This is a genomic window from Paraburkholderia sp. TE9906, from assembly GCF_056279605.1.
In genome coordinates, this window is record NZ_JBWCCT010000006.1 from 46,521 (window position 1) to 62,888 (window position 16,368).

The window sequence follows — 16,368 nt, forward strand, 5'->3', positions numbered from 1 at the left end:
AAGCAATCATGGCGACAAAGCAACCGAATATCCTGATTCTGTGGGGTGACGATATAGGATGGTGGAACATCAGCTTCAACAGTCGTGGGCAGATGGGTTATCGCACACCGAATATCGATCGCATTGCCAATGAGGGTGTGGCGTTTACGGACTACTACGCTCAGCAGAGTTGTACGGCGGGACGTGCGGCATTCATTACCGGGCAGAATCCGGTCCGCACGGGGCTGACCAAGGTTGGTATGCCGGGGGCCGATGTCGGATTATCGGCTGAAGACCCCACTATCGCGGAGATGCTCAAGCCGCTTGGCTACGTCACCGGGCAGTTCGGCAAGAACCACCTGGGCGACAAGGACGAGTTTTTGCCGACCATGCATGGGTTCGACGAGTTCTTCGGCAACCTGTATCACCTGAATGCGGAAGAGGAGCCTGAGGACCCTGACTATCCGAAGGATCCAGCATTCAGGAAACGTTTTGGTCCGAGAGGCGTGCTCCACTGCAAGTCGGATGGCAAGGGTGGTCAAACGATCGAGGATACCGGCGCGCTGACCAAAAAGCGCATGGAGACGATCGATGACGAAACCACCGAACGTGCCTGCACATTCATCGATAAAGCTAATAAGGATGGCAAACCGTTCTTCCTCTGGTACAACACGACGGCAATGCATTTCCGGACCCACTGTGCCGAGAAGCATAAGGGAAAGAGCGGACAGGGAGAATATAACGACGTGATGGTGGCGCACGACGAGAACATCGGCAAGATGCTGGCGAAACTGGATGACCTGGGAATTGCCGACGATACCATCGTCATGTATTCGACGGATAACGGACCGCACTTCAATAGTTGGCCAGATGCGGGAATCACTCCATTCCGCTCTGAAAAGAATACCAACTGGGAAGGAGGGTGGCGCGTTCCTGCGTTCGTCCGATGGCCGGGGAAGTTTCCTGCCGGTACGGTGCTTAACGGTATCGTCACGCACCAGGACTGGATGACGACCCTTCTCGCGGCGGCCGGTGAACCGGAGATCAAGGAGAAGCTGCTTAAGGGGCACAAGGCCGGCGGGAAAACGTATAAGGTGCACCTGGACGGGTTCAACATGCTCCCGTATCTGACGGGAGAAGTGAACGAGAGTCCGCGCGAGTCGTTTTTCTATATCAGTGACGACGGCGACGTGATGGCAGTCCGTGTGCGTGACTGGAAAATGGTATTGCTGGAACAGCGTGCCAAACAGTTGGCGTGCTGGGCGGAACCCTTCGTTCGGCTGCGGATTCCGAAGATGTTCAATCTTCGGCGGGACCCGTTCGAGCGCGCGGATGAAAGCTCCAACACTTACTACGACTGGATGATCTCTCACGCTTATCTGCTCTATGCGATGCAAGCGGTCGTGGCGTCGCAGATCGACAACTTCAAGGCGTATCCTCCGCGCCAGAAGCCTGCGTCATTCAATCTCGACGCCGTGATGCGACAACTGGACGATGCGGGCGGGGGTGCCCATCATTGAGCGGCGGCGAACAGGCGGAAAGGGAATGGGCCCGGCGATCAGCCTGATCGCCGGGTGCCTTCGGCCGTTGCAGTGCTCACTTTACGTAACTGAAAGACCACCTTCATAAGGCTTCCTGAGTTCTTCGGGAAGTTCGGCCAATTCATTCAGACTGCCAGCGTATGTCATGGCCGCATTGCTCGCCGTGTTTGTGCGCAACGGCGAGGCGTCGACAGCGATCGGCAATGACGATCACCTGCCGTTAGCGTACCTGTCGAGACCTGACGTGCGGCGCATACATATGCCACGAACGGACGGCTATTAACATTTTTCGAAGAATCGGTGACGTCACCATCGGTGGTTGGCCAGCGATAAAGACAGGCGGGGATATCGAGCCGTTGGCGGCGCGTGACAGTACATCACGCGGACCGTCTGGTCATTCCGCAATGGATGACGAAGAGAACAGGGTTTGGCGCTAGTGAAGCGCCCGTCGGTCGGTACTTCTCGCCTCGGCATACGACCAAGGTCCAATATCGACCGCCCTGCCTCAGGCCTATCCTTGATCCGATGCAATTTTGTTCGGCGATCGCCATGTCGATGTCGGCAGGGCTGTTGCGGACCGTGGCACATGCGTACCGGTTTGACATCAGCGACATGTCGAGCCCGCCTGGCCCAATCTCCCAGAGCTGAAAGACTTCCCATCACGACGTTGATTGACTCGTCCGAACGCGTTGACGCAGAGAGTCCAGAGAGGATGCCTGCGGAGAAGCCGCTACCGCTTCCCTTCGTGATTTACGCAAACCCTCAGCCAGCATGAGTTCGTTGCTTCAAGCGTTTTCAATAGATGTAGACAAGCATTCTCATGTGCGTCGGATCCAGCTCTGCCGCACTTCATCGGAGGAGAGTCTCATGGAACGTCGTGCCTTCTTATCGCTCACGTGCATCGCACTGGCCGCCTCGCTGGCCGCTTGCAACACGACCTCGACACCGACGGAAGCGGCCGGCAAGCGCCAGGAAATCGACGCCGGCGTCGATGCCGCGCTCAAGAAGCTGTTCAGCACGACGCCGGGCGCGCAGGCGCAGGCAGACAAGGCCAAGGCCATTCTCGTGTTTCCTTCGGTGATCGCGGCGGGACTCGTCGTGGGCGGCGAATATGGCGAAGGCGCGCTCCGTCAGGGAGGCAAGTCCGTCGGCTATTACAAGACCAGTACCGCATCGTTCGGCCTGCAGATTGGCGCGCAGTCCAAGGCAGTGATCATGATGTTCATGACCGATGACGCGCTCCAGAAATTCCGCACGAGCGACAAGGGCTGGACAGCCGGCGTGGATGGTTCGGTAGCGGTGGCGAAGACGGGTGCCAACGGTACTCTCGACACGGCAACGACCAATGCGCCGATCGTCGGTTTCGTGCTGACGAACTCGGGCCTGATGGCCAACCTTAGCTTTGAAGGCACGAAGGTCAGCAGGCTGGACATCTGATGCCTGCACTGAACTGCACTGCATGACTGCGCGGCGGCATGGTTCTGTTCCGACTGCCATGGTGATGGACGTGCCCTGGATTGCCGCCAGCGGATTCTCAAGATGATCTGCGGGAGGCAAGTGATGCTGCTCACACCGATTACCGAACGGGTTCAGTCCAGAGAATTGCTCGATGTGCTGATTCGCGCAGGACTGGTTGCCGTTCTGGCCATTTTCTGTTTCCGGATATTCGTCCCGTTCCTGAACCTCATGGTATGGGCGTTGATCCTCGCGATTACGCTGTATCCGCTTCAGGTCAGGCTGCGGCGTACGCTCGCGAACAAGGATGGTTTGATCTCGACGCTGATCATCCTCGTCGCGTTCGGCATCATCCTCGTGCCGACCTATCTGCTGGGCGTCGCGGTGGCTAATTCGATCGAGCATGGAATGGCCATTTTCAAGAGCGGCACCTTCCAGATTCCACCTCCGGACGAATCGGTGGCTGGCTGGCCGATTATTGGCCAGCGCGTCTACGACTTCTGGCAGCAGGCTTCGATCGACCTCACAGGATTGGTGCAGAAGTTCGCTCCGCAACTCAAGGAGGCCGGTCTCGCTGTGCTCGGAACGGTAACCGGGTTGGGCGCGGGGCTGCTGATTTTCTTCGTTGCCCTGATCGTTGCCGGGATCTTGATGGCGCATGGTGAGAAAGGCCACAACAGTGCGGTGCAGATTGCTTCGCGCATCTCCGGTCCCGAGAACGGCCCGCAAATCACGGAACTTTGCACGGCCACGATTCGCGCGGTTGCTCAAGGCGTGGTGGGGATCGCGTTCATCCAGATGCTGCTCATCGGCATCGCGTTCGTCCTCATGGGAATTCCCGGCGCGGGCCTGCTCGCACTGGCGGTGCTGCTGATCGGCATCATGCAGTTGCCCGCCACGCTGATCACGGTTCCCGTGATTGCGTTCGTGATCGTCACGCAAGGCGTGAGTACCATGACGGTTATCTTCTCGGTCTACGTGTTCGTCGCGGGACTTGCGGATAATGTGCTCAAACCATTGCTGCTGGGCCGCGGCGTCGCCGTACCCATGCCTGTGGTGCTGATCGGCGCGCTCGGGGGCATGGTGACGGGTGGCGTCATCGGCCTGTTCATCGGGCCCGTCATGCTCGCGGTGGGTTATCAGCTGTTCTGGCGATGGGTCAAAGACCAGGGGAAGCCGGCGCGCTTAAAAGAAGAGCATCACGCCTGATGCTTGCGGAGGCGATCCGTGTCCCCGGCGGCAGTGCACGCACGCCTGTATTGGCCGCTTCTCGCCACGGGCTGCCTGAGCGCCTGCATGCGCGTCGGACCGGACTTTCACCCGCAGCACGAAAGCTGGACCGAGCACTGGAGCAGCACGTCAATCGAGCAGGTCACCCAGCAGGCAACCCAGCCTGACATTCGCCAATGGTGGCGGATCTTCGCGGACCAGAACCTCGAAAGTCTGATCGCACAGGCCGATGCAAACAACGGCGATGTGAAGATTGCGGGCCTGCGCGTGCTCGAGGCGCGCGCCCAACTGGGCATCGCGGTCGCGGGCCGCTATCCGCAGGTACAACAGGCCAATGCCGACGTCCTGTATTCGACGCGCAAACGCTCGGATGGAGTCAATCCGCACTCAGGCGGCTACTGGCAGTACGGGACGGGCTTCAGCATGGGTTGGGAGCTGGATTTCTGGGGGCGCTTCAGCCGCGCAATCGAATCGGCCAACGCTTCGTTTTTCGCGGCGCAAGCCAATCGCGATGACGCATTGGTTCTGCTGCACGCGCAGGTCGCCGATACGTATTTCACGCTACGCACGGCCGAGGCGCGCCTGCGCATTGCGCGCGAGAACGCCCAGTTGCAAAAGCGCAGCTACGAGATTGCGCAAAAGCTCTTCAGGAGCGGCGAGACCGATGAACTCGACTTGCAGCAGGCGAAGACGCAATATCTCGGCACGCTGAGCAGCATCCCCGATTTCGAGAGCCAGATCGTGCTCGCGCATCATGCGCTATCCGTGCTGCTCGGCCGCCCGCCTGGTCCATTGCCGGAACTGAATGTGCAGCCGGACAAAGCGGAAGTACTGCCACTCGTGGATCGGGCCGTGCTGCAGGATGTCCCGGCCGATCTTCTGCTGCGCCGTCCGGATGTGCGTGCGGCCGAATTGCAGATGGCCGCGCAGTCCGCGCTTATCGGCGTGGCGGAGGCCGATTTTTACCCTTCCGTATCGCTGCTAGGCTCCCTCGTCTGGAGCGCGAGTTCCGTTAGCGGTTCGCCGAGCACGCTGGCCCTGATCGGCGGCCCAAGCGTCACGTGGAACCTGTTCGACCACGGCAAGATAAGCAACAACGTGCGCGTGCAGGACGCCCGGCTGCAGGAGCTGACCGTCGCCTACCAGAACACCGTGCGCGAAGCGGCCCGAGAGGCCGACGACGCCGCTACGACCATCATCGCCGCGTGGCAACGGGACACGATCCTGAACGACGCACAAGGGGCCGCGCAGCGCTCGCTCAAGCTTGCCAATACGATCTATCGGGAAGGCTACTCGGACTTTCAGCGCGTTCTCGACGCGCAGCGTGCATTGTTCGCGCAGCAGGACGCGTACATCGTCAACCGCGGCAACGCGGTGGGCAGTCTGATTGCGCTCTACAAGGCGCTAGGAGGCGGCTGGTACTCGGAACAGCCGCTCGTCGATTCCGCGACGCGTCAGCAGATGCAGCAGCGCACCGACTGGGGCGACTTGCTGAACGAAACGAATGCGCCGTCCGCCACCGCCCGTTCATCCGAGGGTTCGTCACGATGAGCGACAAGCCCGAGCCCACCGCAGGCCCACCGGCGAAGCCACCGTCGCCGGCGCCTGCCGCCGACCCCTCGGGCAAAGCGGTGAAGTGGGTCGTTTGCGTGATCGCGGTCAGCCTGATCTGGTATCTGCTCGCCGATCGCTTCACCCCTTATACGCAACAGGCGCGTATTCAGGCCTACGTCGTCTCCGTCGCCGCAGAAGCATCGGGACGAGTGACGCGCGTTCTCGTGCATAACAACCAGGAAGTCAAAGCAGGCGACGTACTCTTCGAGGTCGATAACGAGCAATACCGGATCGCCGTCGATCGCGCGCAGGCCGACCTCGAATCGACGCGCCGGCAGATCGGCGCGAGCACGGCCGGGATCGAGTCGGCGCTCGCCTCGTTGCGCGCAGCCGTCGCGAATGAAATCAAGGCACGGCAAGATAGCGAGCGCCTCGAAAGGCTGTATCGCGATGACGAGGGCACCGTCTCGCTGCGGCGCCTCGAAGTGGCGCGAGCGACTCACGAGCAGGCCCAAAGCCAGGTGGCGGCAGCGCGCGCCGAAGTGGAGCGGGCTCGCGAGCAGCAGGGCGGCCATGAGGCAGACAACGCACAGTTGCGCAGCGCTGGCGCGGCGCTGAAAAAGGCCGAACTCGATCTTGCCAACACCCGCGTCACGGCGCGCTCAGGTGGCGTCATCACGGATCTGCGCACGGAAGTCGGGCAGTTCGTCGCGGCGGGCAGCCCGGTCATGACGCTGATTGGAATCCGCGACGTGTGGGTCAGTGCGGATCTGACCGAAAACAATCTGGGGCATCTGCGGCCTGGCACGCCCGTGGCGATTGCGCTCGACGCGCTGCCGGGCGAGGTTTTCGAGGGGCGGCTGCGCAGTATCGGATATGGCGTGAGCGTGGGGCAGAGCACGCCGCCCGGCAGTCTGCCCACGGTACAGAACAGCCGCGACTGGCTGCGCCCCGCGCAACGCTTTCCGGTGATCGTCGAGTTCGAAGCGGGTGAGAGGGCGCGCCTTCGCAACGTTCGCGTCGGCGGGCAGGCGGAGGTGATGGCGTTTCCAGATCCGGGCAATCCGCTCAATCCGCTGGGTCGTGTGTTTTTGCGCGTGATGAGTTGGGTCTCCTACCTTTACTGAATGACTGGCCACGGCATCTATGGAACACAGGCTTCAGCTTCTCGGGCGACGTACGCTACGCATTGCTACAGGGACGGCACTGTGCCTGACGATCAGCTTCGCGCTGGACCTGTCGATCCCGGTGATCGCGCCGGTGTTCGCCGTCTTCCTTCTCGCGACGCAAAACCGGCCGCTGTCGTTCAAGGCCGGCGTCGTATTCGCGCTGGTTGTGGCTTTGACGACGGGCAGCGGGCTGCTTCTTGTTCCGTTGCTGCGCCATTACGCATTCGCCGGTGTAATGCTTGTGGGCCTCATGCTCTTCCTGGCGTTTCGCTATGGATTGCGCGGCGGGAATAACCTGGTCTCCACTTTTCTGGTGGCCGGGCTGACGATGGTCTCCGCTGCGGGAACCGCTGACTTCCCATTGGCGGTGACGGTCGTCGGCGCGTTGGTGAAAGGCCTGGTGCTGGCCGTGCTGGTGGCGGCATTGACTCATGTGCTGTTTCCCGAGCCCGCGAGCACGGGGCCGCAGCCTTCCGCTCAGGCCATGCCCGACCGCGAGGCTGTGCGCATTGCGCTGCGCGCGGCGCTGGTGGTCATGCCGGCGTATCTGCTCGCCATCACCGATCCAGCGAGCTACATGCCGATCATTATGAAGTCGGTCAGTCTCGGTCGACAAAGCTGCACCACGACGGCTCGTAGCGCAGCGCGCGATCTCATCGGCTCCACGCTGCTCGGCGGCTTGCTCGCGATCGTGTTCTGGTTTGCGCTCAGGCTCTTTGTGGGCCTGTGGATGTTTTATCTGTGGATGCTGCTGTTCGGCCTGCTGGTGGGACGCAAGCTCTATCGCCTCAGCCCGACGCGTTATTCACCGGGCTTCTGGCTGAACAGCCTGGTCACCATGATCATTCTGCTGGGCCAATCGGTGCAGGACAGTGCGGCGGGAAAGGATGTTTATACGGCGTTCGCGGTCCGTATGGGGCTCTTCGTGGCCGTCACGGTGTACGCGTGTCTGATGTTGCTGATTTTCGAGCAACGCCGTCCCGCGTGAGGACGCTGCGCGCATCATCCGTGTCTCTGCTCGCCGCTCACATGGGCGTCCGTCAGAGCACAGTCAAGGAGGTAGCTTGCAATGGGAAATACGACGAGCGACGCGGTCGTGCGCGTGCAAGCACGTGAGATCTTGCGGGAATCCGGCAGAACGCTGTGGTATCTCCGTTCGATTCTTGCTGGCATTCTGTTGCTGTTCCTGCTACTGGCGCTCGCCATGTATTACATGGGAGATCCCGTGGAGACGGTAAAGCGAACGCCTTCGCCGTTTGGAGAAACCCTGTACTTCTGCGCGATCACGGCGCTGACCATCGGATACGGCGACGTCGTCCCTACGTCGACGTTCGGCCGGATCGACGCAATATGGCTTGGGCTGATCGGCATGGTGTTCACCGGGCTGATCGTGGCGGCGGCTGTACGGGGCGTGCAGGAAGCGGCGCACCGGGCGAGCGGTCGGGACTAGTGGGGCGCGCTGGCCGTCAGGCACGGCCCGTCGAGGCGAAGTTGATTCGATGCGGTTTTCCGTTACCTTTTCAATAGGGCTACGTAGTAGTCGGCGATGTTGTCCTTCGCATCCTTGGGCCATCAGGTTCGCCGAACCATCGCGCTATGGCCTGAGTGATCTCCTCATCGTCAGGGACGGTTTCACTTGCCCAGGCGACGAATCCGTCAGGACGCACCAGCAGAGCACGCAGGCCTAGCCGATCCCTGGCGTCGCGTGCTATGTAGGTGACCTGCTCTTGCCAGCGGCGCGTAAGCGTTTTAAGCGATGCGCCTGGCTCGAAGTCCAGGAACAGGCCTTTTCCTTCGCGCAGGAGGCTGCCGACCTTCGTTCCGTCGGCCAGTTCGAAATCAGGAACGCTGCGGTCTACCAGAGGATGACTGCCGCCAGGATCGTAGCGGAGCGACACGCCCCACACGCGCTCGGCGAAATACGTCGCGCCATCGCGGGTCTCGATGAGATCACGAATAATGGCTTCGAGCGCGCGCGTGCTTTGAGTGGGCCGCATGAGTACGACTTGCGCGCGCGACCAATCGAGAACCCGTGCTCCCACCGGATGCCGCTCCAGTTGATAGCTCTCGAGCAGGCCAGCCGGTGCGTCGCCACGGATTATGGACGCCAGCTTCCAACCCAGGTTCATGGCGTCGCCGAGCCCGAGATTGAGTCCCTGGCCGCCCAAGGGCGAATGGATGTGGGCGGCGTCGCCGGCGAGCAGCACCCGTCCTTTGCAATACGCTGTGGCCTGACAGGCGCGATCCGTCCAGGTGGTAGCGAGCAGAAGGCCGGTCAGGGTGACGTCTGTGCCCGACACGCGGCGCAACACCGCCTGCACATGCTCCAGCGTGATCGGCTGGATCCGGTGAAATGCGCCGCCGTCGAATTCGACCATCGCAATCGTGCCGGCACGCGCATAGGTGTACATGCCGGCCGGCGTATAGTGCCGGCCGGGGCGCAGCGCTTGCGGATCGGCCACCTCGACTTCGACGGAATAGCCAGTGAACTCAGGATCGGTGCCGACGAATTCGAAGCCACCTGCCTTGCGTATCGAACTGCGGCCGCCATCGCATCCGACGAGCCAGCGCCCGTGAAAAGTCTCCCCGCCAGCATGAACGGCCACATCCGCGTCTGACGCGAGGAAACCGTCGACGCTGACGCCGCGCCGGATTTCAGCACCCATCGCGCTGGCTCTGCGGGCCAGGACGGTTTCGAGTGTCTCCAAGGTGACTGCCATGCTGGTGTCGGCCGGGCTCGGCAGGCGATATGGCCACTTCGAGGTGTCGACGTCGTCGTGATAGAACTGGATGCCCGCGAAATGGCCGGCTGGCCGGCGCGGTTGCTGGAGCCAATGCGCTGCCGCTGCAGTCTTGCCGGCGTCATCATTCGCATGCTGCGCCGCGACCAGTTCGTCCAGCAATCCGCGGCGGTAAAAGGCTTCAAGCGTGGGAGCCGAAAGGCCGCGCATTCCGAACGGTAGGCGCTTCAAGGGCGAGTGAGGGTCTTCGGCTCGCTCCAACACCAGGACCGAGAGGTCCTGCAAGCGCAGCTCGCAGGCGAGAAAGAGGCCGACGGGACCGGCCCCGGCGATCACGACGTCATAGATAGGGGGATGAGGCTTGTGCATGAACGACTCCTTTGTCGATGTCCGACCGGAGCGTTCCTCAGATTGAGAGCCACACGGACGAACGTTCGGGCGCCTCTATAGCGTCCGATGTTCGTCGTGGGGATCTCATGCACGAGGCCAAAGACCAGAGCTTTCGTTACCGAAAGGACTTGGGCTTACCAAACCAAGTCTGCCTTTTCCGACACCGCTTTATAGCACTGTGACGAGCAGGCCGCAACGGGCGGCCCGCGGTCGAAGCAACAGCGCTCAAGCCTGCGCCTGAAAAATCAGATTGAACGGCGTTTGCGTCGCGCGCCTGAAACGCGTGAAGCCGCCCGCCGTCACGACTTCCCTGAGACGCGCCTCGCCGGCCTGCGCCCCGAGCGCTCGTCTGCCTTCCTGCGACAACGACGCACCCGTGCAGATCATCGTCGACGCCGAATAGAACACGCGCCCCACCGGGTTGAGATTGTCTTCGAGCCTGTCGTTCGCAAAGGGCTCGACGATCATCCACGATCCATCGGGTTTCAACGACCGCAATACGTGTGCCGCGGCGCCCGTGGGGTCGCCCATGTCGTGAAGGCAATCGAAGAAGGCGACGAGATCGTAGTCGTTGCCGGGAAACGCCTGCGCGCTCGCGACTTCGAAGGTGACGCGATCGCCGAGACCCGCCTCGTTAGCGAGTTCGCGCGCTCTCTGCACGGACGGTTCGTGATAGTCGAAGCCGACGAACGTCGCGCCGGGGTAAGCCTGCGCCATCAGTATCGTGGATGCGCCATGTCCGCAGCCGACGTCGGCAACGATTGCGCCGCGTTTCTTGAGTACCGCTTCGACGCCATCGAGCGCGGGTATCCAGTCGGCAACCAGGTGCGCGGCATAGCCCGGACGGAAGAAGCGCTCCGTGCCCTTGAACAGCGATGGATGATGTTGATGCCATCCGACACCGAGGCCCGTGCGGAATGCCGCTTCAAGTTTGGGCAAACTGCGGAACATGGCTTCGGCGCAGTCGCAGAAGCCCGGAATGAAAGTCGGGCTGGTCTCTTCCGCGAAACACATGGCCATTTCGTTATCGAGCCGATAACGGGTGGTCTCGGGATCGTAACGGATGAACCCCGACGCGGCCTGCGCCGCAAGCCATTCGCGTACGTATCGTTCGGCGAGAGCCGCGCGTTCGGCGACCTGCTCCGAAGTCATCCAGTCCTGTTCGGCCATTGCCTTGTACAGGCCAAGGCGGTCGCCGAGCGCAATCAGCGGCGCGGACGCCACCGCGCCGAATTCTTCGACCATGCGCCCCATGAAATCCTGCACCTTCTGTTGATCGTATTGCATGTGCCACCTCCTTGACGAAGGCAGAATTGATCTGACGAAAACGTCTTTCGATGCATGCACTTTCCTGACGACGTCCATGCAAAGTATAGGCACTGGAAAGTGTCCTGAAGGCAGAAGCGCGTGGCAATTGAAACCCGGGGTCCGGAGAACACGACGCCGTTCTCAGGCGAACCGTCAATGCAACCGGCGTCGTATTTTTTCTATCTGCGACGCGATCAATACGCGGCGCGCAGCCGCTTCATTGGCGACGTTGAGCCGTGACGCGATCGTCTTGATCAGGAAGCGATGAAACCGCTGCTGAGGGGTGGGGCATCGGGTTCGAGCGCGAGGAGCCTCGGCATCGAAAGGCGACCGCGTTCAGGACGATCGCAATAGAGCGGTCCGTGCGGCCGGTCGCTCGTTCTGGGACGGTTCCATCGACCAGACGAGGCCACCGGAATCCGAAGTTCGAGGCACCGGCCGTACGGAGCAGGCAACTGCGACAGAGCATTCAAAATCTCAGTCGCAACTGAACTGCGAGCCTATCCGGCCGGCGCCGCGAGATGTGGCTCAATGCTCGTGCTCTTCCTCTCGAACCTTCAATCTGTTCGTTACCGACCTGACGCCGAGCACCGACCTTGCCGCGTTGCCCGCGCGCGAGATCTGCCAGCTCTCCGGTACCTCGCCCGTGAGCGTGACGACGCCGAGGCGCGCCCTGATGTGAATCCCCGAGTCGTCCATGTCCGGTACGCGCCTGAGGGCGCGGCGCACGTCACGAATCACCGAGGTATCCGGCCTGGTTCCAGGCGGCGACGTCGAGGTCGCCACCCGTTGGAAAGCGCCGTCGGGTGGCGCGTTCATCGTTGTCTGCGCGTTCGCATAGATGGCGCAACTCGCGCTGGCCGCAGCCAACATTGCGCCGATTATTCTGCTCGCCCCGTTTATATTCATGCTTCCTCCTTTGGGTTCCGTGAACTGCGCAGTGGAAAAACAGAAGAGTTGGACGTAGCCCCGCCATTGACTGAAGAATACCCGGGAATTGTCGAAACGTTGTGGACGATGTGCGTGGCCGCTGCGGAAGGAATGGGGTGTCGAGGAGGGGGTAATGTCGAGAATGGGGCGGCTACGGAAGTCCTTCGCCGCGAGAGGGGCGGTGGGTCGTCCTGTGATAGCGAACTTCCGTAGCGGCGGATGCAATAGTTTGCTGGAATCGGGTGGCTGGCGTTTCGTCGTTCGGCGTCTTGCGCGGACGCTCATTCAACCGCGTGCGGCCGCTTCCGGAGCGTGCGAACAGGCAATGTCGATGCGCTGCGCCCTGACGATATTCACGGCTTCACGCTGTCTCGCCGCGCTGGCCCCCTGAACCGGCTTCTTCCTCATGCCGCCGTTGCCATGAACTGATCAGCACCGGCCTGGGCGACCAGCGCATCCTGATCGGAGCGCATGCCCGACACCCCTATCGCGCCGACCACCGCTCCGTCGCGAATCAGCGGAATCCCTCCATCGAGCGGCACGAGGTTATTCATACCGAGCAGCCGCAGGTGGAGTCCTCCTTGCGCGATTGCATCCTCGAAAAGACGCGTAGGACGCCGGAACAGCACGGCTGTTTCGGCCTTCTGTCTCGCAACATGGATACTGCCGAGTTGCGCTCCATCAAGTCGTTGCTGAAGCACCAGATGTCCACCGCTATCCACCACGGCGATCACCATGGGCCAACCATGACGTGTTGCCTCCTCTTCGGCCGCACGCGCGACCCGGCGTGCATCGGCGAGGCTGAACCGGTCACTGTAGCTCATGGGCATTTCATGCTCGTTTCGTTGGGTCATCAGTCGTCTCCTTGGGAACCAATCAGGTGTCTGCACAGCTAGAATGTACGACGGCGACCAAACCACGCATAGATGCGCGAGCCGGCAGAGATTCTTCCACTAAACGAGAGAATGACGGTCATGAACCGGGACGAATACGAAGTACTGTTGGCGATTCTTGACGAAGGAAGTTTGACGGCCGCCGCGCGATCGCTGGGCCGAACGTTGCAGTCGGTGAGCCGCGCCATCGCGAAGCTCGAGCGTGATCTGAACGCGACCTTGTTCCACCGGACGACGCGCCGCGTACAGCCTACTGCGGCATGCCTGAAGTTCGCCGCCCGGATACGACCCGCCCTCGGAGAAATCGATGCGGCACGCGACGAACTCGTCGATCACGCAACCCAGTTGCGCGGCAGTATTCGCGTTGGAGCGCCGACGGCATTCGGCGCTGAATTCGTTGCGCCGCTCGTTGCGCAGTTTCTGTCGATTCACGAAAGTGTCAGGATAGAACTGGTGCTCGCCGAGCAGCATCTCGACCTTGCCAAAGCCAACATCGATCTCGCGGTCCGCCTGGGTCACCTGCCGGACTCGACCCTGCGCGCGAAGCAGGTGGGTACGTTGCGGCGCGTTGTGTTTGGCACACCGGAATATTTCGCCTCGCATGGCTACCCGGCTCATCCGTCCGAGCTTGCTCTACACGACTGCATGCTGCGCCAGCATCCCCTGCGCGAGACATGGACGTTCAACCGCGCTGGCGGCTCAGTCGAGGTCGCAGGGCGTTTCCGGTCCACGAGCGCACTAGCGTGCAATGCAGCGGCCGCAGCCGGAGCCGGCATAGGCCGGGCACCGAGCTTTCAGGTGCAGAAACTTCTCGACGCGGGGCAAGTGGTGACGGCGCTCGACTCGTTCGAGCCCGAACCCGTACCCGTTCATCTGGTATGGGCGGGAGGCCGCTCAGTACCGCGTCGCGTACGCACACTGATCGACTTTCTGGCCGCCCGGCTCGTCCCCGGAAAAGGCGACGGCGTTATCTGACGGCTTGTCGGCGGCTGATTCTGCGCTTATCCGGGTACTTACGCATTCACGAGGCCAATGCGCACACGCCGGTTATGGCGACCTTTGTTGTCGATTTTCAGAATACGGATCGCACGAGATGCCCCGGTTTCCGACAGATGAGTCCCGCCGCATGCCTGGCGGTCCAGCCCAACGATCTCCACGATCCGAATCTGGCCATCGTCGGTCGGCGGCGGCGCCACCGACCTCGAACGAATCAGCCCCTGCTCTGCGCGCGCGGCGGCGATTGGCAGGTAGACGTCCCGCACAGGGAGATTCTGCCGGATGACGTCGTTGACGGGGCCCTCCAACGCGCGCAGGCGATCGTTGTCGGCCTCGGGCACGTCGAAATCCATGCGCGCCGTGCCGTCGTCATTCATCTGCACGCCGGTGACGAGCGCACCATCGAAGGCCTGAAAGATCAACGCATTGAGCACGTGGGTGCCGGTGTGGAGTTCTCGCATCATCTGCCGGAAGGCCGGATCGACCACGGCCTGGACCGTCCCGGTGAGCTCGGCGGCGGGATCGGCGAGGTGCATCCAAAGCCTGCCGTCGACCATATCGAATCCCGTCACCGCGATGTCTCCACCGTTGTGATGGAGCGTGCCGCAGTCGGCCAACTGGCCGCCGCCGCCGGGATAGAACGGAGATTCGGCGAGAACCACGCGCCCAGGTCTGGCGTCGATCACCTGGGTTTCTAGTGTGAGGGTCTCAGGATTCGCGTGATAGAACGCACATGCTGGCATGCTTGCCTCCAATACGGGTTACAGATCATGGAAGTATCGGGAGGCGCGCCGCGAGCGTATTGGCAAAAATTGCGGCGGAAATCGGGGCTAGTGCGCTGTCCTGTCGGCCGCGGCCTGGGCAAATTGCAACGGCGTCATTCCAAAACACCGTTTGAAGTGCTTGGTGAGCGCGCTCTGGTCATAAAATCCCGTCGCGGCGGCCACACAGGCTATAGGCATCCCGCGGCGCAGATGGTGGCAGGCCCGGCTCAGACGCACCTGGGTTAGATACTTGTGCGGAGGCAGGCCGACGCAGCGGTTGAACAACCCGATGAGCTGGAAGGGCGTGAGGCCGACGGCGCCGCTCAGATCCTCCAGAAGCAGGTTCTCGGTGTGCCGGTCATGGATCAGGTCGGTCACGATCCGGACCAACGCCCGGTCGTGCGGCGCCGGCTCGATACGTCCACCGCCGCTGCCGTGCCGCTGATACAAACCTCCGAACGTCGAGAACAGCAATTCCCGCTCGCGGAAGAGATCGCGGCCTTCTTCGAGCGCCCGATGCAGCGCAAGAAACCCGTCGATGAGATCGGCGTCGCCGAACAGGTTGCGCGTGAAATACGGCACGTCCTCTATGCCGAGGCCGTGCGCGACCGCATTGAGCGCCGACTCCGTGAGATAGAACGACCGGTAACGCCAGCGCTCGCTCCAACCCATCCAGCCGGCGTGCGCCTCGACCGGATTGAAAACGAACAAGGTGGACGAACGCGCCTCTTCGACGAGGCCACGGCTCTTGATCACGGCACCGCCTGTTTCGGTGACCGCTATCACTAAACCTTCGTGTGTATGCGGTGCATACTCCTGGGTCGTGAAATCCGCACACATCAGGCTGAGACCCGGTGTGTGACGATCCCACCAATACCGCGATTGATTCTTTGGTTCGCTACGTGCCATGATCAACTCTAATATGACGCAGGGGCTGCATGAGCTTTGCTTCGGTCGCCGGGTTCATCCTTCGGATGCTGTTTCATCGAGGGTGGCAACCGGGCTTCACAGCGGAATTATAAGCAGTTGCATGTTCTGCGCTGAAACCGGAATCCTCAGCGTCAGAGCACAATCACAGATCGTCGATCCGGACGGTCTTCCGGCAATCAATACCGGTCGGGTTGACCGATAGCAACCCTGCGGCGTGTGCCACGGGATGCCGGTCGTGTCTCGTGGACCGTTTATGCACCGAATGCGCGCATGAAGTTGCGAAAAAGGAACGCATCGCTCGACCCGGTGACCCGTAAGCCCGTACCGCTGGTACCGGCGTTCCCGCACGGCAGCGAGATTCGGGCATATGTCGACTAAAGTCTTAACGTCCGTTGCCGTTATGCCGTGCAGGTTCGGCCTGTCGATGGATAACTGCCGGGTGCGCTGTTAATGTCTGCCGAAGCCCGCGCGATTACACCCCAACACGA

The 16,368-nt window shown here is 61.7% G+C and carries 14 protein-coding genes; 8 read left to right on the plus strand and 6 right to left on the minus strand.

Going from position 1 to position 16,368, the window contains the following annotated elements:
* Positions 1-8: 8 nt before the first annotated feature.
* The 7 genes from ACZ9H4_RS17155 (at position 9) to ACZ9H4_RS17185 (ending at position 8,378) form a co-directional block, all read left to right on the plus strand.
* Positions 9-1,499 (plus strand): arylsulfatase, encoded by a 1,491-nt coding sequence (locus tag ACZ9H4_RS17155; protein WP_408145307.1) that lies wholly within the window; start codon positions 9-11, stop codon positions 1,497-1,499.
* An 888-nt stretch (positions 1,500-2,387) separates the two neighbouring features.
* Positions 2,388-2,957, plus strand: a complete 570-nt coding sequence (locus ACZ9H4_RS17160; RefSeq protein ID WP_408145333.1) for a BPSL1445 family SYLF domain-containing lipoprotein — start codon at positions 2,388-2,390, stop codon at positions 2,955-2,957.
* A gap of 123 nt (positions 2,958-3,080) precedes the next feature.
* A complete protein-coding gene (locus ACZ9H4_RS17165) occupies positions 3,081-4,184 on the plus strand; it encodes an AI-2E family transporter (protein ID WP_476119907.1) in 1,104 nt (367 codons plus the stop codon).
* Positions 4,185-4,202: 18 nt separating this feature from the next.
* Entirely contained in the window at positions 4,203-5,756 is a 1,554-nt protein-coding gene (locus ACZ9H4_RS17170) for a TolC family protein (protein WP_408145337.1), read from the plus strand.
* A complete protein-coding gene (locus ACZ9H4_RS17175) occupies positions 5,753-6,886 on the plus strand; it encodes an HlyD family secretion protein (RefSeq protein ID WP_408145339.1) in 1,134 nt (377 codons plus the stop codon). The genes ACZ9H4_RS17170 and ACZ9H4_RS17175 overlap by 4 nt, the downstream gene beginning before the upstream one ends.
* Positions 6,887-6,905: 19 nt before the next feature.
* On the plus strand, positions 6,906-7,916 hold the full coding sequence (locus ACZ9H4_RS17180; protein ID WP_408155449.1) for a DUF2955 domain-containing protein: 1,011 nt from the start codon (positions 6,906-6,908) through the stop codon (positions 7,914-7,916).
* A gap of 81 nt (positions 7,917-7,997) precedes the next feature.
* A complete protein-coding gene (locus ACZ9H4_RS17185) occupies positions 7,998-8,378 on the plus strand; it encodes a potassium channel family protein (RefSeq protein ID WP_476119910.1) in 381 nt (126 codons plus the stop codon).
* Between the two features lie 79 nt (positions 8,379-8,457).
* Here the strand turns inward: ACZ9H4_RS17185 and ACZ9H4_RS17190 are convergent, their stop codons facing one another.
* From ACZ9H4_RS17190 to ACZ9H4_RS17205, 4 genes are all read right to left on the minus strand, one after another.
* The gene (locus ACZ9H4_RS17190; RefSeq protein WP_476119912.1) at positions 8,458-10,038 is read right to left on the minus strand and encodes an FAD-dependent monooxygenase; all 1,581 of its coding nucleotides are present in this window, start codon (positions 10,036-10,038) and stop codon (positions 8,458-8,460) included.
* Between the two features lie 246 nt (positions 10,039-10,284).
* Positions 10,285-11,346, minus strand: coding sequence for a class I SAM-dependent methyltransferase (locus tag ACZ9H4_RS17195; RefSeq protein WP_476119914.1), 1,062 nt, complete (start codon positions 11,344-11,346; stop codon positions 10,285-10,287).
* 549 nt (positions 11,347-11,895) lie between these two features.
* Positions 11,896-12,186, minus strand: a complete 291-nt coding sequence (locus tag ACZ9H4_RS17200; protein ID WP_408326734.1) for a BON domain-containing protein — start codon at positions 12,184-12,186, stop codon at positions 11,896-11,898.
* Positions 12,187-12,701: 515 nt separating this feature from the next.
* Positions 12,702-13,151 carry a GlcG/HbpS family heme-binding protein gene (locus tag ACZ9H4_RS17205; protein WP_408155443.1) on the minus strand — a complete coding sequence of 150 codons (450 nt, stop codon included), beginning with the start codon at positions 13,149-13,151 and terminating at the stop codon, positions 12,702-12,704.
* A 72-nt stretch (positions 13,152-13,223) separates the two neighbouring features.
* On the opposite strand from ACZ9H4_RS17205, the gene ACZ9H4_RS17210 reads away from it, so the two are divergent.
* Positions 13,224-14,165, plus strand: coding sequence for a LysR family transcriptional regulator (locus tag ACZ9H4_RS17210; protein WP_408145352.1), 942 nt, complete (start codon positions 13,224-13,226; stop codon positions 14,163-14,165).
* 38 nt (positions 14,166-14,203) lie between these two features.
* On the opposite strand, the gene ACZ9H4_RS17215 is transcribed toward ACZ9H4_RS17210, so the two are convergent.
* Together ACZ9H4_RS17215 and ACZ9H4_RS17220 are read right to left on the minus strand one after the other, a co-directional pair.
* Positions 14,204-14,929 carry an alanyl-tRNA editing protein gene (locus ACZ9H4_RS17215; protein WP_476119917.1) on the minus strand — a complete coding sequence of 242 codons (726 nt, stop codon included), beginning with the start codon at positions 14,927-14,929 and terminating at the stop codon, positions 14,204-14,206.
* Positions 14,930-15,016: 87 nt separating this feature from the next.
* The gene (locus ACZ9H4_RS17220; RefSeq protein WP_408145514.1) at positions 15,017-15,859 is read right to left on the minus strand and encodes a helix-turn-helix domain-containing protein; all 843 of its coding nucleotides are present in this window, start codon (positions 15,857-15,859) and stop codon (positions 15,017-15,019) included.
* Positions 15,860-16,368 lie beyond the last annotated feature (509 nt).